Annotated in this window: 20 protein-coding genes; all 20 read left to right on the top strand. The window is 35.9% G+C overall.

The features are described 5' to 3' along the window. The first annotated feature begins 3 nt into the window (after nucleotides 1-3). The 20 genes from RDV78_01050 to RDV78_00955 all read left to right on the top strand — a co-directional run bounded on the left by RDV78_01050 (nucleotide 4) and on the right by RDV78_00955 (nucleotide 22,959). Nucleotides 4-789, top strand: a complete 786-nt coding sequence (locus tag RDV78_01050; protein MDS1029089.1) for an isoprenyl transferase — start codon at nucleotides 4-6, stop codon at nucleotides 787-789. Nucleotides 790-801: 12 nt separating this feature from the next. After that, nucleotides 802-1,596 carry a phosphatidate cytidylyltransferase gene (locus RDV78_01045; protein MDS1029088.1) on the top strand — a complete coding sequence of 265 codons (795 nt, stop codon included), beginning with the start codon at nucleotides 802-804 and terminating at the stop codon, nucleotides 1,594-1,596. 12 nt (nucleotides 1,597-1,608) lie between these two features. After that, complete coding sequence (gene ytvI / locus RDV78_01040; GenBank protein ID MDS1029087.1) at nucleotides 1,609-2,715, top strand: sporulation integral membrane protein YtvI; 1,107 nt, start codon at nucleotides 1,609-1,611, stop codon at nucleotides 2,713-2,715. Continuing rightward, the gene (locus tag RDV78_01035) at nucleotides 2,712-3,872 is read left to right on the top strand and encodes a 1-deoxy-D-xylulose-5-phosphate reductoisomerase (protein MDS1029086.1); all 1,161 of its coding nucleotides are present in this window, start codon (nucleotides 2,712-2,714) and stop codon (nucleotides 3,870-3,872) included. Before ytvI ends, RDV78_01035 begins: the two co-directional genes overlap by 4 nt. Nucleotides 3,873-3,887: 15 nt before the next feature. Next, on the top strand, nucleotides 3,888-4,898 hold the full coding sequence (rseP, locus tag RDV78_01030) for an RIP metalloprotease RseP (protein ID MDS1029085.1): 1,011 nt from the start codon (nucleotides 3,888-3,890) through the stop codon (nucleotides 4,896-4,898). Between the two features lie 37 nt (nucleotides 4,899-4,935). Beyond that, on the top strand, nucleotides 4,936-5,988 hold the full coding sequence (gene ispG / locus RDV78_01025; protein MDS1029084.1) for a flavodoxin-dependent (E)-4-hydroxy-3-methylbut-2-enyl-diphosphate synthase: 1,053 nt from the start codon (nucleotides 4,936-4,938) through the stop codon (nucleotides 5,986-5,988). A gap of 25 nt (nucleotides 5,989-6,013) precedes the next feature. Further along, nucleotides 6,014-7,714: a proline--tRNA ligase gene (locus tag RDV78_01020; protein MDS1029083.1), complete on the top strand. Its 1,701-nt coding sequence runs from the start codon at nucleotides 6,014-6,016 to the stop codon at nucleotides 7,712-7,714. A 53-nt stretch (nucleotides 7,715-7,767) separates the two neighbouring features. After that, complete coding sequence (locus RDV78_01015) at nucleotides 7,768-8,409, top strand: glycosyltransferase family 2 protein (GenBank protein ID MDS1029082.1); 642 nt, start codon at nucleotides 7,768-7,770, stop codon at nucleotides 8,407-8,409. A 22-nt stretch (nucleotides 8,410-8,431) separates the two neighbouring features. Beyond that, the gene (locus RDV78_01010) at nucleotides 8,432-12,115 is read left to right on the top strand and encodes a PolC-type DNA polymerase III (GenBank protein MDS1029081.1); all 3,684 of its coding nucleotides are present in this window, start codon (nucleotides 8,432-8,434) and stop codon (nucleotides 12,113-12,115) included. A 260-nt stretch (nucleotides 12,116-12,375) separates the two neighbouring features. Then, nucleotides 12,376-12,837, top strand: a complete 462-nt coding sequence (gene rimP / locus RDV78_01005; GenBank protein MDS1029080.1) for a ribosome maturation factor RimP — start codon at nucleotides 12,376-12,378, stop codon at nucleotides 12,835-12,837. Between the two features lie 33 nt (nucleotides 12,838-12,870). Further along, nucleotides 12,871-13,941, top strand: coding sequence for a transcription termination factor NusA (gene nusA, locus RDV78_01000; protein MDS1029079.1), 1,071 nt, complete (start codon nucleotides 12,871-12,873; stop codon nucleotides 13,939-13,941). A 30-nt stretch (nucleotides 13,942-13,971) separates the two neighbouring features. Next, nucleotides 13,972-14,223 (top strand): YlxR family protein, encoded by a 252-nt coding sequence (locus RDV78_00995; GenBank protein MDS1029078.1) that lies wholly within the window; start codon nucleotides 13,972-13,974, stop codon nucleotides 14,221-14,223. Beyond that, entirely contained in the window at nucleotides 14,204-14,515 is a 312-nt protein-coding gene (locus RDV78_00990) for a ribosomal L7Ae/L30e/S12e/Gadd45 family protein (protein ID MDS1029077.1), read from the top strand. Before RDV78_00995 ends, RDV78_00990 begins: the two co-directional genes overlap by 20 nt. Before the next feature lie 23 nt (nucleotides 14,516-14,538). Continuing rightward, nucleotides 14,539-16,926, top strand: a complete 2,388-nt coding sequence (gene infB, locus RDV78_00985; protein MDS1029076.1) for a translation initiation factor IF-2 — start codon at nucleotides 14,539-14,541, stop codon at nucleotides 16,924-16,926. A 14-nt stretch (nucleotides 16,927-16,940) separates the two neighbouring features. Then, nucleotides 16,941-17,315, top strand: a complete 375-nt coding sequence (rbfA, locus tag RDV78_00980) for a 30S ribosome-binding factor RbfA (GenBank protein MDS1029075.1) — start codon at nucleotides 16,941-16,943, stop codon at nucleotides 17,313-17,315. Continuing rightward, nucleotides 17,299-18,288, top strand: a complete 990-nt coding sequence (locus tag RDV78_00975; protein MDS1029074.1) for a bifunctional oligoribonuclease/PAP phosphatase NrnA — start codon at nucleotides 17,299-17,301, stop codon at nucleotides 18,286-18,288. The genes rbfA and RDV78_00975 overlap by 17 nt, the downstream gene beginning before the upstream one ends. Next, a complete protein-coding gene (gene truB / locus RDV78_00970; GenBank protein ID MDS1029073.1) occupies nucleotides 18,285-19,193 on the top strand; it encodes a tRNA pseudouridine(55) synthase TruB in 909 nt (302 codons plus the stop codon). Before RDV78_00975 ends, truB begins: the two co-directional genes overlap by 4 nt. Before the next feature lie 10 nt (nucleotides 19,194-19,203). Further along, entirely contained in the window at nucleotides 19,204-20,127 is a 924-nt protein-coding gene (locus tag RDV78_00965) for a bifunctional riboflavin kinase/FAD synthetase (GenBank protein MDS1029072.1), read from the top strand. Between the two features lie 164 nt (nucleotides 20,128-20,291). Then, nucleotides 20,292-20,558: a 30S ribosomal protein S15 gene (rpsO, locus tag RDV78_00960; protein MDS1029071.1), complete on the top strand. Its 267-nt coding sequence runs from the start codon at nucleotides 20,292-20,294 to the stop codon at nucleotides 20,556-20,558. 232 nt (nucleotides 20,559-20,790) lie between these two features. Next, complete coding sequence (locus RDV78_00955) at nucleotides 20,791-22,959, top strand: polyribonucleotide nucleotidyltransferase (protein MDS1029070.1); 2,169 nt, start codon at nucleotides 20,791-20,793, stop codon at nucleotides 22,957-22,959. The last annotated feature ends 214 nt before the right edge of the window (nucleotides 22,960-23,173 follow it).

Below are 23,173 nucleotides of genomic sequence, written 5' to 3'. Positions count from 1 at the left end.
TTTATGGGTTTTCAATCTTGGCGCCGACTACTGCATATATTCAATAAACCGCTCAATGAGAACTCTTTAAGAAGACATTATTTTGCGCATTTGCCTAAGCATATTGCAATTATTATGGATGGAAACGGGCGTTGGGCTAAAAAGCGGGGTTTGCCCAGGAGTGCAGGTCATCGCGCTGGAGTAGAATCCTTAAGAGATATAGTTAAGGCATGCAGTGAAATGGGGATTTCCTATTTAACTGTTTATGCATTTTCTACAGAGAACTGGAAAAGGCCAAAAGAAGAAGTAGATATATTAATGGACTTATTAGCTGAATACTTACAAAAAGAACTTATTAATTTACATAAAAAAAATATCAAGATTAATCCTATAGGTGAGTTAGAGGATTTACCAAGCAAAGTTAAACAAAAATTAGAGGAAGCTGTAAATGTAACTAAACAAAATACAGGACTAACTTTAACTATTGCTTTAAATTATGGTGGTAGAAATGAAATTATCAATGCTGTAAAGTTAATTGGAGATCAACTTCTTTCAGGTAAGTTGGTTTTAGATGACATTAATGATGAAACTTTTAGAACATATTTATATACAAATTCTTTACCAGATCCTGATTTACTAATTAGACCTTCAGGTGAACTTAGAGTAAGTAATTTTTTATTATGGCAAATTGCTTATACCGAATTCTGGATTACAGATATTTTTTGGCCGGATTTTCGACGTGAGCATCTTTATCAAGCTATAAATGATTATAATAAACGGGAACGTAGATTTGGTGGTTTAAAAAAATAATGGAGTGAGTATATGTTATATCAAAGAATTTTAACAGCGGTCATAGGTGTTCCTGTTGCTGTTTTTATTGTGTACTTAGGTAAACTTCCTATTTTTTTAACTGTTACCTTCATCAGCCTTTTAGGTTTAAAAGAATATTATCATATTGTCGATAAGCTTAGCATAAAACCTTATCGTATACTAGGTTATTTAACAGGAATTATAATGTTGATGGTTATTTATTTAAATTTTCCTTTAAGGCATTATGAACCTTTAATTGTATTATTTTTAATCGGAGTTATTAATTTAGTCGTTAATTATGGAAAAAGAAGCATATCTGATCTAGCATATACTTTGTTAGGCGTATTATATATATCAGGTCTGTTTGGTTATTTGTTATTAATACGTTATAATTTTATCAACGGATTTTGGTGGGTCATCATAACTTTAGTTTTAATTTGGTTAAATGATAGTGGCGCTTATTTTTCTGGAATGTATTTTGGTAAACATAAATTGCACGTGCATGTTAGTCCTAATAAAACTATTGAAGGTGCTGTTGGCGGAGTACTAATAACTATTATTGCTGCAATTATAATTAGTGTTGTATTTGGCATATTGACAATTTGGCATAGCGTGATGCTGTCCTTTTTAATAGCCCTAGCAGGTATTTTAGGGGATTTGTGGGAATCAGCCCTAAAAAGAGAAGCAGGCGTGAAAGATTCTGGTAATTTGTTGCCGGGACATGGTGGCATTCTTGATAGGTTTGATAGTCTACTCTTTGCTGCACCCGTAGTATATTACTACTTAAGGGAGTTTATAATAAATTGAGGTGTGGTTTTGATGAAAGATATTTCCCCTAAATTATTAAAACTATTTTTTAAAACCATATTTGCTTTAGTTATTTTGCTAATTGCTCTTATTACATATTACTACATTATTCCGGCTTTAAAAGGTGTATTTAATTATACTACTCCCATTGTTCTTCCTTTTATTATAGCTATTATAATTGCTGCTTTGATAGATCCTGTAGTTGACTACTTGGAACATCATTTTAAACTTAGTAGGGGAGCCAGTGTCTTAATTGCGTTGACCTTTTTTATCGGTATTGTAATTGCCGGTTTTACTTGGATAGCTATTCGTCTTATCTTAGAACTAATTGAGCTTTCCAGTTATTTACCCCAATTATCAGACCGTTTATCAAAATTTACCTTGGATTTAATCAATAAAACCACTGATTTTTATTTTTCCTTATCAATTCCCCAAAATGTTTTAGATAATGCTACGGCAAACGTGCAAAAGATAGTTAACCAATTAACAGCATTTGCTGGACATCTTTTAACAAGTACTTTTACTTTCATAAGTGCAATTCCGGAAGGAATGTTGCTAGTTATATTTGCCTTAATAGCAACTTACTTTTTTTGCAGAGATAAAACAAAGATTAGAAAAGCAATGTATAAACTATTTCCCCTAAGAACATCTAAACTTTTAGATTCAGTAGGTAGAGAAATAACTATAGCAATGATAGGCTTTATTCGTGCTCAATTTGTTTTGATTACAATTACTTTTATTCAAACATTAGTAGGTTTATATATTCTTAAAGTTGAATACGCATTAACAATTGCCTTATTCGTTGGGATAGCAGATTTATTACCTGTTTTAGGTCCTGGAGCAATTTTTATTCCATGGATAATCTGGGAATTGCTCAATGGTAATTATGGATTGTTAATCGGTTTGGTAATTTTATATGTGTTTATAACTGTTGTAAGGAATTTATTACAACCAAAGGTTCTGAGCGACAATGTAGGAATGCATCCTTTGGAGGCTCTTGTTAGCATTTATGTTGGCCTAAAAGTTTTTGGTGTTCTAGGAGTAATTCTTGGCCCAATATTTTGGGTAGCACTTAAAGCTATATGGCGTGGATGGAATGAGGTGGCAAAAATTAAATGAAAAAAGGAATAGCGTTACTAGGGTCAACTGGTTCTATTGGTTGTCAAACGTTACAAGTAGTAGATCAATTTAAAGATGATTTAGAAGTCCATGCACTAGTAGCTGGCAGTAATGTAGATGCTTTAAGTAAACAAATTCTAGTTTATCATCCTAAAGTAGCGGTTCTAGTAAATCAAGAACTATTTCCTAAGTTAGTACAAAATGTAGGCAATTCAAGAACTAAATTATTAACTGGCGAAGAGGGAATGCTAGAAGCCGTTTCCTTATCTGAAGTAGACACTGTTGTGGCGGCAATTAGCGGATTTGTTGGATTAAAGCCTACTTTAGAAGCGATTAAATTAGGTAAAAACATAGCATTAGCTAATAAAGAAACATTAGTTGCTGCAGGCCAGATAGTTATGAGAGAAGCTGCTCACCAAAAAGTTAATCTATTACCAGTAGACAGCGAACATAGTGCTATCTTTCAATGCATGGACAATAAAATTGACTTAGTTGAAAGTATAATAATTACGGCTTCGGGAGGTCCTTTCAGGGGATGTAAAAAAGAGCAGCTTTTAACTGTTAAACCTGAAACGGCCCTTAAACACCCCAATTGGGCCATGGGCGCTAAAATTACAATTGATTCTGCTACTATGGTCAATAAGGGCTTAGAAGTTATAGAGGCTCATTGGCTGTTTAATATGCCTTATGAAAACATTGAAGTAGTTGTTCACCCACAAAGTATTATTCATTCTTTAGTAAAATTTAGGGATGGTTCTTTGCTGGCTCAAATGGGTTTGCCTGATATGCGCCTTCCTATTCAATATGCACTGACTTGGCCAACAAGGTGGAATAATAACTGGGAAAGACTGGATTTAGCTAAAATTGGGCAACTTACTTTTGAAAAACCTAATGATGCTAGCTTTCCTGCACTTAAAATGGCATATGAAGTTGGCCGAATAGGTGGTACTGCACCATGTATTTATAACGCAGCTAATGAACAAGCTGTACAGTTTTTTTTAGATAAGCAAATTGGTTTTTTGGAAATTACAGATTTAATTAGATATTGCTTAGATGAGCTGGAAATTGTATCAGATCCTACTTTAGAAGAAATATTTGAAGTAGACAAGATTGCGAGACAGAAAGTAATAAGCAAGGTCAATAGCTTACATAATTAGGAAGAAGGTGATGTTTTGTCTATATTGATAACTATTTTAATTCTGGGGATTTTGATTATTGCTCACGAACTAGGTCATTTTATGACTGCTAAAGCGGTAGGTATTAAAGTCCATGAATTCTCCATTGGACTTGGACCTAAAATATTTGGTTTTCAGAAAGGGGAAACTTTGTATTCCTTAAGATTGCTGCCCTTAGGTGGTTTTAATAGAATGGCTGGAATGGAATCTGGTGACGAAGACGATGTTAAAGGTTTTAATACCAAAACTGTAGGTCAACGTTCTTTGGTGATTGCATCTGGCAGTCTGATGAATTTTTTATTAGCGATATTTTTATTCATTATTGTTTTTATGGGCATCGGTATACCTTCAGAACAAAATGTAGTTGCTAGAATTGTAAATGGCAGTCCTGCTGATCAAGTTGGCATTCAAGCAGGCGATAAAATTATTGCTATTAACAACCAAAAGACTGAAACTTGGAGTGAGCTGACTGAGATTATTCGTAGTAATCCACAAAAGGAATTAAAATTTACAATCTTACGAGACAATAAAACAATTCACCTATCAATTGTTCCTAAGCTTGATGCTCAAAATCAGGTTGGCATAGTAGGTATTGAAAGAATATGGGAAAAACAAAATGTTTTTAATTCTATCTATTTAGGAATAAAACAAACAATAACCATAAGCGTTTTAATGATAACTAGTTTATTTCAAATGATAACGGGTCAAATTCCTGCTGATGTTGCCGGACCTGTAGGTATGGTGCAAATTATAGATCAGGCAGTACAATTTGGCATGGCCTTTATATTAAATTTGGCTGCAATTCTAAGTTTGAACTTAGGGATAATTAACTTGTTCCCCATACCTGCCTTAGATGGTAGCCGTTTGATTTTTTTAGGAATCGAAAAGTTAAGGGGAAGACCTATCCAACCCGAAAAAGAAAATTTTGTCCATATGATAGGTTTTTTCCTACTAATTGCATTAATGATTATCATTACGTACAACGATGTTCTAAAAATAGGTCAATAAGATTTAGTGAAACTTATATGGATGGTGGAGTTGGTTGATTAAAAGAAGAAAGAGCTCAGCTGTAAAAATTGGTGGGGTTATAGTTGGAGATAATGCCCCTATAACTGTTCAATCTATGACCAATACAGATACAAGAGATGTTTCTGCTACTGTAGAACAAATTAGAAAATTAGAGGGTGCAGGCTGTGAGTTAGTTAGAGTAGCAGTTGTTGATACTGAAGCTGCCTTAGCTTTAAAAAAAATTAAGCAGCAAATTCATATTCCACTTATAGCAGATATACATTTTGATTATCGCTTGGCCATTGAGGCTTTAAAAAACGGAATAGATGGTTTAAGATTGAATCCGGGGAATATTGGCAGTAAGGAAAAAGTTAAAAGGGTAATTGAAGTCGCAAAAGATAAAGGTATTCCGATTAGAATAGGAGTTAATGCTGGCTCTTTAAGCAAAGAAAAAATTGCACAGTATGGCGGTGTTACACCAGAAGCTATGGTGGAAAGCGCCTTAGAACATATAAATATTTTAGAAGATCTAAACTTTAATGCTATAAAAATTTCTATGAAGGCCTCTAATGTACCTTTAATGCTTGACGCCTATAGAATGTTGGCACAAAAAGTTTCCTACCCGTTGCATGTTGGAGTTACTGAAGCAGGAACGGTCCAGCAGGGAGCAATCAAATCTGCTGTAGGTATAGGAATTCTTTTGTCCGAAGGAATTGGGGATACGATTCGTGTTTCTCTAACAGGTGATCCGGTAGAAGAAGTTAGAACTGGCTTTCAGATTTTAAAAACATTAGGGCTTAGGCAAAAGGGCGTTGAAATCATATCATGTCCCACTTGCGGCAGATGTGGTATAGATTTAATTAAAATTGTCAATGAAGTGGAAGAAAGGCTTTCTTATATTAAACAACCTTTGAAAATTGCGGTAATGGGCTGTGTGGTTAATGGGCCTGGAGAAGCACGTGAGGCCGATTTAGGTATTGCTGGTGGTAAAGAATTCGGTATAATTTTTAAAAGAGGACAAATCATTGCTAAAGTACCCCAGGAAAAACTTGTAGAAGCATTACTTTCCGAAGTTAAGACGGTACTATGAAATCTGCTGTTAAGGAGGAATTAAAGTGCGGGTATCTGCCTTGTTAATGCCAACTTTAAGGGAAATTCCTGCTGAGGCTGAGGTTATTAGCCATAAATTATTAGTTAAAGCAGGTATGATTAGAAAAACTGCCACAGGTGTTTATACATATTTACCTTTAGGCTGGCGGGTAATACGGAAAATTATGCATATAATACGTGAGGAAATGGACTCTTCAGGTGGGCAGGAAATTTTGATGCCTATTATTCAGGCTGCCGAGCTTTGGCAGGAAAGTGGCAGATGGGATGTCTATGGCGCCGAATTATTTAGACTTCAAGATAGGCATGGCAGAAATTTTTGTTTAGGTCCAACCCATGAAGAAATTATTACTGATTTAGTCCGTAGAGAAGTCAACTCTTACAAGCAGTTGCCTTTATTACTTTATCAAATACAGTGTAAATTTCGAGACGAAAGAAGACCCCGTTTCGGTCTAATGCGCGGTCGTGAATTTGTAATGAAAGATCTATATTCTTTTGACCGAGATGAGGCAGGCCTAAAAATTAGTTACGCAAAAATGTATGAAGCTTATAATAAAATCTTTAGCAGATGTGGTTTGAAATTTCGTCCAGTTGAGGCGGATTCAGGTGCAATTGGCGGAAGTACAACTCATGAATTTATGGTATTAGCCAATTCTGGAGAAGCAGAGATTGTTTATTGCACAGAATGTGATTATGCTGCTAATGTTGAGAGAGCAGAAAATACAATTAATAATAATAAAGTAAATGATGCTATCAAACCTAGAGAATTGCTTTATACACCGGGAGTAAAAACCATTGAGCAGCTAGTACAATTTACCAAAAGAACTGCTGAAAGTATGATAAAAACATTGTTTTATGAAGCAGATGGAAATTTAATCTGTGTTTTAGTAAGAGGGGATAGAGAAGTAAATGAAATAAAGCTGCAAAATACTATTGGCTGTTTGGAACTTAAATTAGCAGAAGATGAAATAATTGAGAAAACTACAGGGGCTTTGCCTGGTTATGTTGGCCCTATAGGAATTAAAGGGGTAAAGGTTTACGCCGATGAAGAAGTTCAGTTTGTGGTAAATGGAATAGTTGGTGCTAATAAGGCAGATTATCATTATATAAATATTAATTATGGACGCGATTTTACAGCAGACAAAATAGTTGATATTCGTCTTGTTAAATCTGGAGATGCTTGCCCTAAGTGTCAGGCAGAAATGAAGTCTGCTCGAGGTATTGAAGTCGGACAAGTTTTCCAGCTAGGAACAAAATATAGTAAATCCTTGGGAGCAACCTATGTTGACGAACAAGGGCAAGAATATCCTTTGGTGATGGGATGTTATGGAATCGGTGTTAGCAGGACTATGGCAGCCGCTATTGAACAAAATTACGATGAACAAGGGATTATTTGGCCTTTGGCAATCGCTCCCTTTCATGTTATAGTTATTCCTGTTAACATTAAAGATGAAGGGTTAATGAATTTGGCTAATCAGATCTACTTCGATTTACAAAAAGCAGGCGTAGAAGTAGTTATTGACGATCGAGATGAACGAGCTGGTGTGAAATTTGCTGATGCTGATTTAGTTGGGTATCCCTATAGGATTACTGTTGGTAAGAAAACATTATCCCAACAAACAGTTGACTTAAAACATAGAGCTACAGGACAAGAAGAAATTGTTGAATTAGGAAGTATAGTTAAGAGGATGCAAGAATTAGTGAAATAGTTGCAGAAATTTTCAAGGTTTAATTCACCAATTTTTTAAGGAGGCGGAGTTTTTTGAAAGTCTCTGCAGTTATTCCTGCCTATAATGAGGAAAAAACAGTTGGATCAGTTGTGGAAACTTTACAAAAAGTTGATTGTATTGCTGAAACGATTGTAGTTAGTGATGGCTCAAAGGATACTACTCCTGTAATTGCTGAAGCTGCTGGAGCCAAAGTTATTGTACTGCCGGACAATGTTGGAAAAGGTGGTGCCATGATGGTTGGTGCAAAAGAAAGCAGCCAAGACATACTATTATTTTTAGATGCAGATTTAGTGGGACTAAGACCCGATCATGTGCTTAATTTGATTAAACCTGTCTTAGATGATGAAGCGGAAATGACAGTAGGTATTTTCGAACGGGGACGTGCGGCTACGGATCTGGCCCAATTTTTTGCACCTTTTCTTTCCGGACAACGGGCAATAAAGAAAAATATAATCACAGATCTTACAAATCTTGATGTAACACGTTTTGGAGTAGAAGTAGCATTAACACGCTATGTTGCAGAACATCACTTGAGAGCTAAAGAAGTGCTTTTACCAGAGTTAACACATATTATGAAAGAGGAAAAGTTAGGTCTGTTAAAAGGTTTTGCAGCTAGAATGAGAATGTATTGGGAAATTGCTAAAACATATTCTTGCCATATTGTAAGACGGTAAATTAATTTGATGGTGATAAAAAATGCAAGTACCAATAGTAACAAATAAAGACACAGGAATGTTAAAGGCCTTACTAGAGCAAGTTTATTTAGATCAGGATTTAACGCAAATACTTAGTGAATGTGAAGTTGAAAAAGTTCTAGTATCATCACGGAAAAAAGAATGGCGAATATTTTTAAATTGTCCATCATTCATTAGTTTTGATAAATTAAAGCAGTTAACTAAAAATGTTCTATCTGCAATACCAGGCCTAAAAAACCTGGTATTTGTTCCTAATTTTCAAAATGCCGGCGTATCAGTAACGGATTTTGTACAATGTTATAGCCATTATATTACGGAATTGCTGTATGAGCATACTCCTGCTGTAAGTGAGTGGTTAAATAGTGCACGTTGGGAAGTTCAGGATGAAACAATAATAATTTTTTCTCCAAACTTTGTTGTTACAGGTTATCTTCAGCAACGAAATTGTCTTATTCAGCTTAAAAAAATAATACATAAGATGATGGGGAAAAGTATAGAAGTAAAATTAGTTACCGATGAAAGCATAAATGAAGCTTCTTCCCCTAACCAAGAGTTAGAAGAAAAAATAGAATATAAATTACAGAATTTAAAACCTTCGAGAGCTGCCTTTTGTTCCACTGATAAGCAAATTATAGGCAAAAAAATAACATCTGAAGTAACTTTAATAAAAGATATCGTCGAAGAAGAAAAATCGGTAACTGTTAGAGGACGAGTATTTAACTACCAGGTTAAAGAGTTAAAAAGTGGCCGCAATCTAGTTATTTTTGACTTTACAGATAATACTAGTGCAATTACAGTAAAATTATTTGAAAATGAAAAAAATAAAGGTTTTTCTGAACGCTTAAAGAACAACCAGTGGCTTTTGATTAGAGGTTCTGTTCAGCAAGATAATTATAGTCGGGAGTTAACACTCCAAGCTTACGACATAAGTTTAATTGAACCGGATATTAAGGAAGATACCAGCCCTAAAAAAAGAGTTGAACTACATTTACACACTAAAATGAGCGCTATGGATGGAATAACGGATACTGCAAAATGTGTACAGAGAGCAGCTCAATGGGGCCATCCGGCCATAGCCATAACAGACCATGGTGTTGTACAAGCTTTTCCAGAGGCTTACGACGCCGGGCAAAAATATAATATTAAGATTATTTACGGTGTAGAAGGATATCTTTTTGATAAAAAAGAAAACGAAGCCGAAAAAGAAAAAACTTATCATATTATTCTCCTGGTAGAAAATCAAAAGGGTTTAGAAAACCTTTATCGCCTTATCTCCATATCCCATTTACAATATTTTTATCGCAAACCTAGGATACCTAGAGATTTACTTGAACAGTATCGGGAGGGTTTAATAATTGGTTCAGCTTGTGAAGCAGGGGAATTAATTCAAAGTATACTAAAAGGTAAAGAAATGGAGGATTTGTTAAAAATTGCAGCCTTTTATGACTATCTTGAAATTCAGCCTATAGGTAATAATGAATTTTTGCTGCGTAAAGGCATAGTTGATTCCGTAGAAGACCTACGAGATATTAATAGAAAAATAATTAAATTAGGAGAAAAATTAGGAAAACCAGTTATAGCTACAGGAGATGTGCATTTTTTAAATCCAGAAGATGCAGTTTATAGGCGTATCCTAATGTGCGGACAAGGATATGATGACGAACCACAAGCACCCCTTTACTTTAGAACAACGGAAGAAATGTTAGAGGAATTTGCTTACTTACCAGCAGAAGTAGCAGAGGAAGTTGTAATTACTAATCCCCAAAAAATTGCCGATAAAATCGAGGACGTTTTACCTATCCCGAAGGAACTTTATGCTCCTGAAATTCCAGGAGCTGAAGAACAAATCGAAAGCATGAGTTGGAATAAGGCTAAAGAAATATATGGGGAAGATTTGCCGAAAGTTGTCAAAGACCGGTTGAATAAGGAACTTCATTCTATTATTAACAATGGCTTTGCAGTCCTATATTTAATTGCCCAAAAATTAGTTAAAAAATCAAATGACGATGGTTACCTTGTAGGTTCTCGAGGATCTGTAGGATCTTCTTTTGTGGCGACAATGACCGGGATAACTGAAGTAAACCCTCTTCCACCTCATTATATTTGTCCCCAATGTAAAAATTCAGAATTTATAGAGGATGGTTCCTATAACTGTGGGGTTGATTTGCCCGATAAAGTATGTCCAAAATGCGGGACACAATATAAGAAGGATGGTCACGATATTCCTTTTGAAACATTTTTAGGATTTAAGGGAGATAAAGTACCGGATATCGATCTAAATTTCTCTGGTGATTACCAGCCAAGAGCGCACAAGTTTACTGAAGAATTATTTGGTAAGGATTATGTATTTAGAGCGGGAACTATTGCAACTATTGCGGAAAAAACAGCCTATGGTTTTGTGAAAAATTATTTTGAAGAAAAAAACTATCAACCAAGAAACGCCGAAATAGCAATGCTAGTTGCTGGCTTTACTGGCGTTAAGCGAACAACAGGTCAGCACCCTGGTGGATTAATGGTAGTACCTAAATCAACTGATATACATAAATTTACTCCCATCCAAAGGCCAGCTGACGATGTGAAGTCGGATACTATTACTACCCATTTTGATTATCATTCAATTAGCAGCCGACTAGTAAAATTAGATATCTTAGGACATGATGACCCGACAGTTATTAAAATGCTAGAGGATTTAACAGGTGTTGATGCTAAAAATATATCCCTAGACGAAGAGAAAACCATGTCTTTGTTTTCTTCCCTCGATGCCTTAGGTATTAAACCTGAAGATATTGGCTCTTCAGTTGGAACTTTGGGCATTCCAGAATTCGGAACTCGTTTTGTTAGACAAATGCTAGAAGACACAAAACCGAAAACCTTTTCTGAACTAGTTCGTATTAGCGGTTTTTCACATGGAACCGATGTTTGGTTAAATAATGCCCAAAATTTAATTAAAAGTGGTACAGCTAAACTGTCGGAAGCTATTTCTACCCGAGACGATATTATGCTTTACCTAATCTATAGAGGTATGGAGCCAGGAACTGCTTTTAAGATTATGGAAGATGTACGTAAAGGCAAAGGAGTTAAGCCTGAGTATGAAGAGGAAATGCGTAAACATTCTATCCCCTCTTGGTACATTGAATCATGTAAAAAAATTAAATATATGTTTCCAAAAGCTCATGCTGTGGCTTATGTTACAATGGCTTTTAGAATTGCTTATTTTAAGGTTTATTACCCACAGGCATTTTATGCTACTTTCTTTACGGTTAGAGCAGATGAATTTGATGCCGGATTAATAACCCAGGGTGCCAAACGTGTAAAGGAGGCTATTCAGGATATCGAAAAAAAAGGTAATGAAGCTTCAGCCAAGGAAAAAAATTTACTTACTATTTTGGAAATATCCCTGGAAATGTTCTTAAGGGGTATAAAACTACGTAAAGTCGATTTATGGGACTCTGAAGCAACAAACTTTAAAATTATTGATGGAGAAATATTGCCACCTTTTGCTTCACTACAGGGGTTGGGTCAAACTGCAGCGGAAAATATTGCAGTAGCTCGCCAAGAGAAAAAGTTTAGTTCAATAGAAGACTTAAGGGTTCGCTCGAAGTTAAGCAAAACTGTAATTGAAATTTTAAGGGACCATGGCTGTTTAAGAGGTCTATCTGAAACTGGCCAGTTAAGCTTTTTTTAATGGCTTGCCATTTCCTAGTAAATGCTATATACTAATTTATGGGTATTGAAATGATGCATTATGAAATGCTTTGGAGTGGGTAAGAAACCCACTCTTTGCTTATATTTATTTCATGTTTTAATTACCTGAGTAAGTATTCTTTTTCCAATGCTTGGCTAAATGCCAAGCATCTGTACTTTTGATAGGCTTTAATAATAGTATATTATGGCAAATAGTTTGGCAGAATAGGAACAGCAACGTTGATGGAGGGGTTTTAATAAATGAGTAGAGACAACATAGAGGTCAAAGCTGAGAAATTAGTACATTCTGCCGTGGAAGAGGCAGGTTATGATTTAGTTGAAGTTCAGTATGTAAAAGAAGGACCCAATTGGTATTTACGTTTTTTTATAGATCATGCCGAGGGTATTGGATTAGATGACTGCGAATTAGTAAGTCGGAAAATCGAAGTACTATTAGACGAAGCTGAGCTAATTTCAGGTAGTTATATTTTAGAAGTATCTTCCCTTGGAATTGAACGCCCATTAAAAAAAATAGATGATTTTATTAAATATCAAGGCGAGCACATTGAAATAAATACTTATGCCCCGGTAGAAGGTAGTAAAAATTTTAAAGGAATTTTAAAGAATAGCACGTCAGAAAAAATTACACTGGACATTGATGGTAAAGAACAACATATCCCATATAAAAATATTAGTAATGCTCATTTAGTGGTAGAATTTTAAGATAGTACTTTATAATAGGGGAGGGTAAGTAGCATGAATGCGGATTTTATTGAGGCATTAAAGGATATTGAGGAAGAGAAAGGGATAGAGGCCAATATACTATTGGATGCTATCGAAGCTGCGCTTATTTCGGCATATAAAAAGAATTTTGGGTCTCTCCAAAATGTTCGAGTAAGTATTGATCGAGTCACGGGTGAGATTAGAGTGTACGCTCGTAAGAATATTGTGGAGGAAGTCCAAGATAGTAGAGTAGATATTTCTTTAGAAGATGCTCGTCAAATAAATCCTAACTATGAAGTAGGAGATGTAGTGGAAATAGAGGTTACTCCTCGGGAATTCGGCCGAATTGCAGCCCAAACGGCAAAGCAAGTAGTTGTTCAGAGAATTCGAGAAGCGGAGCGGAACATAATTTATGATGAATTTGTCAGCAGGGAAGATGATATTGTAACTGGTGTTGTGCAGCGCCAAGAATTAGGGAACATCTTTATCGACCTTGGTAAGGTTGAAGCCCTCTTAGCTCCACCTGAACAAATAAATGGTGAACAATACAACTATAATGATAGGATCAAAGCCTATATAGTTGAAGTTAAAAAAACAACAAAAGGGCCCCAAATTATGCTTTCTCGTACCCACCCAGGGCTATTAAAAAGACTTTTTGAGTTAGAAGTACCTGAAATTCACGATGGTACGGTTGAAATCAAAGCAGTGGCTAGAGAAGCCGGCTCTAGATCCAAAATTGCTGTCTATTCAAAGGATGAAAATATTGATCCTGTTGGAGCATGCGTTGGTCCAAAGGGTATGCGTGTGCAGGCCATTGTTAATGAACTTAAAGGTGAAAAAATTGATATAGTGAAATGGAGTAAAGATGTTGCTGCCTATGTTGCAAATTCCCTTAGTCCTGCCAAGGTGCTAAGTGTAGAAGTTAATGAGGAACAAAAAGTGGCAATGGTTGTTGTTCCTGATTATCAATTATCTTTAGCAATTGGTAAAGAGGGGCAAAATGCTAGATTAGCAGCCAAGTTAACAAATTGGAAAATAGACATAAAAAGCGAATCCCAAGCCGTTGGGATTGAAAAGGAACCTGACATATTTGAGGAGGATTAAAAATTGAAAGTAAAAAAAATTCCCCAAAGAATGTGTGTGGGCTGTAGAGAAAAAAAAGAGAAAAGATCTTTAATTAGAATTGTTAGGACTCCGTCAGAAGAAGTTATAATTGATTCTACGGGGAAAAAAGCAGGACGTGGTGCTTATATTTGTCCTAATGTGGAATGCCTAGCCAAAGCAGTAAAAAGCAAAAGTTTGGAAAGAGCGTTGGTTACCAACATAGCACCGAATATTATTGAGGATTTGGAAAAAAAGTTAAAAGATGAAAATGCAAAGAATTAAAAACCTTTTAGGTTTTGCTCAAAAATCAGGTAATTTAATATCTGGAGATAATACTTGTCGAGCCAAAATTAAAAAATGTAAATTAATTATCTTAGCTGAAAATTGTTCGGAAGATAATTTTAAATATTATAGCTATCAATGTGCTAAACAGGATATACCTATTCTTCAAATTTTATCTAAAGATGAAATTGGAATGGCCATAGGAAAGTCCCCTAGAACCGTGGTAGGAATTATTGATGCAAATTTTGCAAAACAAATTATTCAAATAATTGCGGGAGAAGGGAAAGAATAGGTTACTATTGCGGGGGTGAATTAATGAGCAAATTACGAGTCTACGAATTAGCAAAGGAAAAAAAAATAAATACGAAGGAGTTAGTTTGGATTCTTGGCAAATTAGGGGTAGAAGTTAAATCTCACATGAGCACTATAGACGAAAAAGAAATTGCTTTATTAGAAAACTATCTTAATTCAAAGGATAAAGACGAAAAAAAGAGTACGGAAGATCTTGAAAATAAAAATATTGTGAAAAACGAAAATTTGCCAAAGAACAATGACAAGGATTACAAGGCTAATGAAAAAAGCGGTGACTTAAATCTTAATAACAAGCGGGGAAGTAATCAACGCAAAGACGCTCTTAATAAGAATAATTCCGATCATAAAAGGGCAGAAGCTAATAAAAGCCAATCAAACAAAGATAATAATGGCGTAAATAGTAAGGTAAATAACAGAGTGCAGAATAAAGTAAATAACAATATGTCAAATAATGCTCCTAAAGAGGATACTGCTTCTCGAGCTGTTAAATATGTTGACAATGACAAAAATTTTGAGCCCAAAAAACAAATTATTAAAAAAAGAACTTCTGATGATAAAAAAAATACTGACTTTAGGAATAGGCGCAAAAAAAATGATAGGAAAAAACATGAGCCGGCACCTAAACCTGATGTTCAAGTTATTAAAAAAGTTACTTTAGGTGAAAGTATAGTTGTTCAAGATTTTGCTAAAAAAATTGGAAAAACAGCTTCTGATATAATTAAAAAGTTAATTGGGTTAGGTGTTATGGCAACTGTTAATCAAGAAATTGATTTAGACACTGCTACTTTAGTTGCTGCTGAGTATGGTATTGAGGTTGAGTTTAAAACAGATAAACCAATGACTGAAATTGAAGAAATGGAAGATGCCCCCGAATCTTTAAAGGAAAGGCCACCGGTTGTAACTGTTATGGGGCATGTGGATCATGGAAAAACTTCCCTCCTTGACGCAATTAGAAAATCTAACGTAACGGCTACGGAAGCAGGGGGTATTACCCAGCATATCGGTGCTTACCAAGTGGAAATTAATAAACGTAAATTAACTTTTTTAGATACTCCTGGTCACGAAGCTTTTACAGCAATGCGAGCTAGGGGAGCACAAGCTACTGATATTGCCATCTTGGTTGTTGCTGCCGACGATGGTGTTATGCCACAAACTATTGAAGCAATAAACCATGCTAAAGCCGCGGAAGTTCCAATTATTGTAGCCATAAATAAAATTGATCGGCCAAATGCCGCTCCCGAAAGAGTTAAACAAGAATTAGCAGAGTATGGACTGATTTCTGAGGAATGGGGCGGTGATACTTTATTTGTTGAAGTTTCTGCCCTGAAGAAGCAAGGAATCAGTGAACTATTGGAAATGATTCTTTTAGTAGCGGACATGAGTGAGTTAAAGGCTAATCCCAACCGCTTAGCTTCCGGCGTAGTAATTGAAGCTAAATTAGATAAAGGGCGTGGCCCCGTAGCTACTATTTTAGTTCAAAAAGGAACGCTGCATATAGGGGATATTATTGTATCCGGTACTGTCTTTGGCAAGGTTCGTGCTATGATGGATGATAAGGGTAATAAAATAAACGGAGCCGGACCTTCCGTACCAGTAGAAGTTTTGGGGCTTTCAAATGTGCCTGAGGCTGGTGATATTTTCCAAGCAGTGGAAGATGAAAAATTAGCTAGAGAAGTTGTAAATCAAAGGCAGATTGTCAAGAGGCAGGAAGAATTACAAAAAGGCCATAAGGTAACCTTAGATGATTTGTTTGATAGCATTAATGCTGGGGAACTTAAAGAATTAAATATTATTTTGAAGGCTGATGTTCAGGGTTCAGTTGAAGCATTAAAACAGTCTCTAGAGGGTTTAAATACAGATGAAGTTAAGGTTAACGTTATTCATAATGGTGTTGGTGCTATAACGGAAACTGATGTAATGTTAGCTTCAGCATCTAATGCAATTATTATCGGTTTTAATGTACGGCCAGATAGTAATACTCGGAAAGCTGCAGAGAATGAACAAGTTGATATTAAGCTATACAGAGTTATTTACGAAGCTATTGATAATGTTAAGGCGGCTTTATCTGGTCTATTAGATCCAGAATGGAAAGAAAATGTAATTGGACGTGCAGAAGTTAGGCAAATATTTAAAGTACCTAAAGTTGGTACTGTAGCTGGTTCTTATGTTACCGACGGCAAAATCACCAATAAATCTAAAATTAGGGTAATTCGGGATGGAATTGTAATACACGAGGGAGAAATCGAGTCTTTACGTCGCTTTAAAGATGACGTAAAAGAAGTATCTCAAGGTTTCGAATGTGGATTGGGCTTGCAGCGCTTTAATGATATAAAAGAAGGAGACGTTTTTGAAGCTTATGTAATGGAAGAAGTTAAAAGAGAGTTAGACTAAGCGGGGTGAACCAATTGGTTTTTCAACGTAATCAACGTATAGCCGAAGAAATGAAGAGAGAAATTGCTCAAATTATTCGAGATGAATTAAAAGACCCGCGCATTGGCTTTATTACAGTAACGGCCGTTGATGTAACTGGCGATTTGCGTTACGCTAAAGTCTTTGTCAGCATCTATGGTAATGAGGAAGAGAAGACACGTTCTTTGACGGCTTTAAATAAAGCTAAGGGTTTTGTAAGAAAGGAAATTGGGAAACGTATACAACTTCGTTATATACCCGAGATTAGTTTTGTTTTTGATGAGTCAATCGAACATGGAGCTAAGATTGCTAAAATTTTACACCAAGTCAGTACTGACGAAGGGGAAAATTTTAATGGACATAATGAATGAAATTATTAAAGCTTTAAAAGAAAGTCAAAATGTTTTAATTGCTACTCATGAAAACCCTGATGGTGATTGCCTAGGATCTGCTTTTGCCTTGGCTGAAGCCCTTAAAATATTGGGGTTAAAAGGTTTAGTTGTTAATAATGACCCTATGCCCAAAAACTTTTTCTATATGACAGGGAGTCGTGAATTGATACTCCCTGTTTTATTACATAATGATTTTGAAACAGCTATTTTAGTCGACTGCACTGATCTAGGAAGGCTGGGTTTCAATCTGCAGGAAAAATGCCCATCCCTGAAAACTATTATAAATATTGACCACCATGTGAGTAATGAATATTTTGGACAGCTAAATTATGTGGATTCTAGGGCAGCAGCTACTGGCGAAATAATATATAAACTAATAAAAAAAATGTCCGTAACAATTACGTCAAGTATTGCAACTGCTTTGTATACTGCAATTGTAACTGATACTGGGTCATTTCAATTTGAAAATACCACTCCTGAGACTCTAAAAATAGCAGGTGAATTAATGGCAGCCGGCGCCGATTTAAAATCCATCAGAAAAAATATTTGGGATAATAGATCTTTAATCACTTTAAAATTATTGCATAAGGCGCTAGATTCCTTGCAAATTGAAGCTAATGGCAAATTGGCCTGGTTTTCCATAGATGCTCTAACTTTAGAGAATTTTAAAGCTAGTGCGGAGCATTTAGAAGGTTTGACGGGCTATCCCCGCTCCATTGAAGGAGTTGAAGTTGGTATTGTATTTAAAGAAGTTAATCCAGCTATAATTAAAATTAGTTTCCGATCAAAAGAATATGTGAATGTAAATCTATTGGCCCAAAAGTTTGGTGGGGGAGGACATCCAAGGGCAGCTGGTTGTACCATCAATGGATCTTTAAAAGAGGTTATAGAGATGGTTACACTTGAAGCAGAAAAAATGATTCTTGAAGGTAAGGTAGCAGAATTAAAATGAATGGTTTAATAAATGTATTGAAACCACCTGGTATGACCTCCCACGATGTAGTTGGCTGGATGCGCAAACAGTTGAATATAAAAAAAATTGGTCATACAGGCACACTAGATCCTGCAGTGCCCGGGGTATTGGTTATTGCTGTTGGACAAGCTACAAGACTGGCAGAATATGTTCAAGAATATGCGAAAAGTTATCGCTGTGAGCTTATTTTGGGAATAACGACAGATAGTCAAGATTTAGAAGGAAAACTGCAGGGAAGAAATGCTGTTAAGACTGCTCATCTGGAAATGTTTGATCAAGTATATCAACAATTTATTGGTAAAATAGAACAAATACCTCCTATGGTATCAGCTGTTCATTACCAGGGACAAAGATTATACGAATTAGCCAAAAAAGGCATTGAGGTTGAAAGACAACCTAGACAAGTTGAAATTTATGATTTAAAAATCGTTAAAAAATACTTTGATGAAGAGCCTTATCGTGTTCTATTTGATGTTAGTTGTTCCAAAGGTACCTACATTCGTACATTATGCCATGATCTAGGTCAAAAGTTGGGCTGCGGTGCAGCAATGGCCTTTTTACTACGCACAGCGACTGGCCCATTTTGTGTTTCTGAAGCCTGGACTCTAGAAGAAATAGAAAATGCTATTCAAAATAAGGAATATAGCTTCTTGCTTCCCCTTGAAAGAGCTGTTGAACAACTACCGGCAGTAGTCATTCAAAACAACGCAGTCGAGGCGGCATTAAATGGAAGAAACATTTTTTTGCCTGATGTGGTTTATTATCCTAAGGATTTAGATGAAGGAAGCAAAGTTGCTGTCTTTAGCCCTAACAATAAGTTAATTGCTATTGGAATATGGGAAAAACAAAACAAAAATGTACGTATGACAAAAGTTCTGAAATAAGAGGTTTAAAATGAAGATACTTTACGATTTACCTGATTATCAGGAACAAACGGTAGTTGCCCTGGGTAACTTTGATGGGGTACATCTAGGACATCGCAAACTAATCACTGAATGTGTAGAGCTAGCTCGTCAGCAAAATGCTTTATCTGTCGTTGTAACATTTGAGCCTCATCCAATTAGGATACTATATCCAGAGCGTGAATTTAAAACTATCTTAAATAAAAATAAGAAAACAGAAATTATTTCTAAGTTAGGAGTAGATATTTTAATCTACTTGACCTTTGACATGTCCATGGCGGCTTTGAAGGCTGATGAATTTGCCAAAGAAATTTTACATGACAAATTAAATGCTAAACATGTTTTTGTTGGCTTTAATTATACATTCGGTGCTATGGCAAGTGGAAATACTCGTACTTTAAAAGAGTTAAGTAGTAAGCTTGATTTCAAATTACAGGTTATCAAACCAGTAAAGATAGAACAACAAGTCGTAAGCAGTTCAAGTATTCGCAAAATGCTTTTGGAAGGCAAAATAGAAAAAGCAAAGCAGTTTTTAGGTTATTGGCCTGTTTTATATGGAAAGGTTGTTTTAGGACGCAGAGTTGGCCGGAAAATAGGGTTCCCTACTGCCAACTTACGAGTTGGTCAAAATATTTTAGTTCCTAAAAGTGGTGTCTATGCAAGTAAAATAATGATTGACAACCAAGAGTATTTAGGAATGACTAATATTGGACAAAAACCTACTTTTGGGTATAATTTACCTCAAACTATTGAAGTTAATATTTTTAACTTTGATCAGGATATTTATGGACAAGAATTAGAAATAAGCCTTGTTAAAAGATTACGTAATGAACAAAAATTCCACTCTCCTGAAAGATTACAAAAACAATTGGAACAAGACCGCAAAGATGTATTCTTAGCATTATCTAGATCTTAATTAACATTATGATCTAAATGTTCCGATTTATTAACTTGCAAATATCAGTTAAATTTAGTATAATACATTTTGTTAAAAGTATATGAACCTTAGGCTAGGAAGACCGAAGACCTCGACGGCCTTCTTGGATAAGGGGATAAGGTAAAGACAAGGAGGTGATTTTAGTGTTAGCAACTGATAAGAAAAAGGAGATTATTGATAAATTTAAAATACATGATAATGATACTGGCTCACCTGAAGTTCAAATTGCAATTCTTACACAGAGGATTAATGATTTAACAGACCACTTAAAAACCCATAAAAAAGACCACCACTCGCGTAGAGGTCTTTTGAAAATGGTTGGACAAAGAAGAGGATTGTTAAATTACCTTAAAGATAATTACTTTGATAGATATAAGAAAATAGTTGAAGATTTAGGCTTAAGAAGATAAGGGCGCAAAAATGCGCTCTTTTTTTAGTTTGCCCGGCATGTTTGCTGAGCCGATGAGCTGATACGTACGGTTCTGTGAGAAGGATAAAGCCGAAGCAGATTACTTCGGCTTTACTTTACTCGATTATAATAAATATTTGGTATTTTTTGTGGTAAGAGCAGGAAATAATATATTATGTGTAGAACAGGTATTAGTTACATGCATAGAGAGTAGTTAGGAGGTTTTACTTTAGATGGAACCCTATGGGAAAGTTTTAAAAAAAACACTATTGTTACAAGGAAGAGAACTAGTACTTGAAACAGGTAGATTAGCAAGACAAGCTAGTGGTTCGGTTTTAGCTAAATATGGTGATACGATGGTTTTAGCTACCGCAACTGCATCTGGTGAACCAAGAGAAGGTATAGATTTTTTCCCGTTAACTGTGGATTACGAAGAGAGACTATATGCTGTAGGAAAAATTCCAGGAGGTTTTATTAAAAGGGAAGGAAGACCAAGTGAAAAGGCAATTCTATCGGGAAGATTAATTGATCGCCCGATTAGGCCACTTTTTCCCAAGCATTACCGTAATGATGTACAAGTAGTAACTACAGTACTTTCTGTAGACCAGGATAATCCACCAGATATATTAGCCATGATTGGAGCATCTGCTGCGTTGACAATTTCTCATGTTCCTTTTATGGGACCAATTGGAGCTGTTAGGGTTGGACTATTTGATGAGCAGCTGGTTATTAATCCTAATCTAGAACAGTCTGAAAAGAGTAAACTAAATCTTACAGTTGCTGGCACCAAGGATGCTATTATGATGGTTGAAGCAGGAGCTCAGGAAGTACCTGAGGATACGATGTTAGAAGCAATAATGGCTGGTCATGAGGAAATAATTAAGATTGTTGAGTTCATTGAGAGCTTTAGGATGGAAGCATTAGCTATGGGGTTGGCCAAGGAAAAAAATATCCCTACGGAAGAAGAAATTAACTCTGAAGTATCTGATAAAATTAAAGAGTTTATCTCCGATAAGGTAGTTGAAGCAATCAAGCAGTGCGCCCAACAAAAGCTTCTTAAGCAAGAGCGGGAAGCATTTTTAGACCAAATACGCAATAATTTAAAAGAACAATTTTTTACAGAGAATAGTTCTTACTTGGAAGAATATCCGGAAAGCCCTAGGTGGTTTAATGAACTGCTTGCTAAAAAAGAAAAAGAGACAGTTCGTAAAATGATTATTGAAGATAAAGTGCGTATAGATGGTAGAGGTTTAGAAGAAGTTAGGCCTATTAAATGTGAGACAAGTATTTTGACTAAAACCCATGGCTCGGGACTTTTTACCCGGGGAGAAACTCAAGTTTTAACAGTTTCTACACTTGGGCCTGTAGGAGACGAACAAATCCTGGATGGTCTAGGGGTTGAGGAATCGAAAAGATATATGCACCATTATAATTTCCCACCTTACAGTGTGGGAGAGGCAAGACCAGTCCGTGGACCTGGACGACGAGAGATAGGACACGGTGCTTTAGCAGAACGCGCTTTAGAGCCAGTTTTACCATCTGAAGAAGATTTTCCTTACACCATACGATTGGTATCTGAAGTTTTAGGTTCTAATGGCTCTACCTCTATGGGAAGTGTGTGTGGCAGCACTTTATCGTTAATGGATGCTGGAGTGCCTATTAAAGCACCTGTAGCAGGGGTGGCTATGGGACTTGTAAAAGAAGCAGATGATGTTGTGATTTTAACTGATATTCAAGGTATGGAAGATGCTTTGGGAGATATGGATTTCAAGGTTGCTGGAACTAAAGATGGAGTAACAGCATTGCAAATGGATATAAAGGTTGCTGGTATCAGCAGGCAGGTCCTAGCAAAAGCTTTAGAACAGGCGAAAAAAGGCAGAATGCATATTTTAGGAAAGATATTGGAGGCTATAGCTGAGCCAAGAAAAGAGCTTTCTCCCTATGCTCCGAGAATTATCAGAACTGTAGTTGATCCGGACAAAATTAGAGATATTATAGGACCAGGCGGCAAAATTATTAAGAGAATTATTGAAGAAACTGGTGTAGAAATTGACATCGAAGATGATGGCCGGGTGTATATTGCAGCAGTAGATGGAGAATCAGGGAAAAAAGCTATAAAAATTATTGAAGCATTGACAAAGGAAGTTGAAGTTGGAAAGATATACGTTGGTAAAGTAACAAAAACAACTGACTTTGGTGCCTTTGTGGAAGTAATTCCAGGTGTTTTAGGGGTGCCTGGAAAAGAAGGCTTAGTCCATATTTCCCAATTATCCGAAGAGCGTGTGGCTAAGGTAGAGGATGTGGTCAAAGAAGGAGAAGATATTATGGTTAAAGCAATAGGCTACGACCAACAAGGGAGGCTAAAACTATCTCGTAAGGAAGCACTAAAAAATAATAATTAGTTAAACAAAAAAATCTCCTACCAAGGACAAAATTTAGATTTTGTCCTTTTTAGTTTGCCCGGCATATTTGCTGAGTCGATGGGCTGAAAGAAACTCTATCGCCTAACCGGCAGGAAAATAACTCGTAAGCAAGGGCGTCACTGGTTGGGGCCTGAAGGAAGCCGAAGGGGGAACTTAGAACATAGCGCAAGCAAACCGAGGTTGGCTAGTCAGG

The organism is Bacillota bacterium LX-D, assembly GCA_031628995.1.
Taxonomy (GTDB): Bacteria; Bacillota; DUOV01; order DUOV01; family Zhaonellaceae; genus JAVLUO01.
This window is presented reverse-complemented; position numbering and strand designations above follow the sequence as displayed.

Coding starts and splice junctions, on each gene's coding strand:
- RDV78_00995 (MDS1029078.1), top strand. CDS start 13,972: ATGTGTGTGGGCTGTAGAGAAAAAAAAGAGAAAAGATCTTTAATTAGA.
- RDV78_00990 (MDS1029077.1), top strand. CDS start 14,204: ATGAAAATGCAAAGAATTAAAAACCTTTTAGGTTTTGCTCAAAAATCA.
- nusA (MDS1029079.1), top strand. CDS start 12,871: ATGAATGCGGATTTTATTGAGGCATTAAAGGATATTGAGGAAGAGAAA.
- RDV78_01045 (MDS1029088.1), top strand. CDS start 802: ATGTTATATCAAAGAATTTTAACAGCGGTCATAGGTGTTCCTGTTGCT.
- RDV78_01035 (MDS1029086.1), top strand. CDS start 2,712: ATGAAAAAAGGAATAGCGTTACTAGGGTCAACTGGTTCTATTGGTTGT.
- infB (MDS1029076.1), top strand. CDS start 14,539: ATGAGCAAATTACGAGTCTACGAATTAGCAAAGGAAAAAAAAATAAAT.
- truB (MDS1029073.1), top strand. CDS start 18,285: ATGAATGGTTTAATAAATGTATTGAAACCACCTGGTATGACCTCCCAC.
- RDV78_01010 (MDS1029081.1), top strand. CDS start 8,432: ATGCAAGTACCAATAGTAACAAATAAAGACACAGGAATGTTAAAGGCC.
- RDV78_00965 (MDS1029072.1), top strand. CDS start 19,204: ATGAAGATACTTTACGATTTACCTGATTATCAGGAACAAACGGTAGTT.
- RDV78_00955 (MDS1029070.1), top strand. CDS start 20,791: ATGGAACCCTATGGGAAAGTTTTAAAAAAAACACTATTGTTACAAGGA.
- RDV78_00975 (MDS1029074.1), top strand. CDS start 17,299: ATGGACATAATGAATGAAATTATTAAAGCTTTAAAAGAAAGTCAAAAT.
- rimP (MDS1029080.1), top strand. CDS start 12,376: ATGAGTAGAGACAACATAGAGGTCAAAGCTGAGAAATTAGTACATTCT.
- RDV78_01050 (MDS1029089.1), top strand. CDS start 4: ATGGGTTTTCAATCTTGGCGCCGACTACTGCATATATTCAATAAACCG.
- ytvI (MDS1029087.1), top strand. CDS start 1,609: ATGAAAGATATTTCCCCTAAATTATTAAAACTATTTTTTAAAACCATA.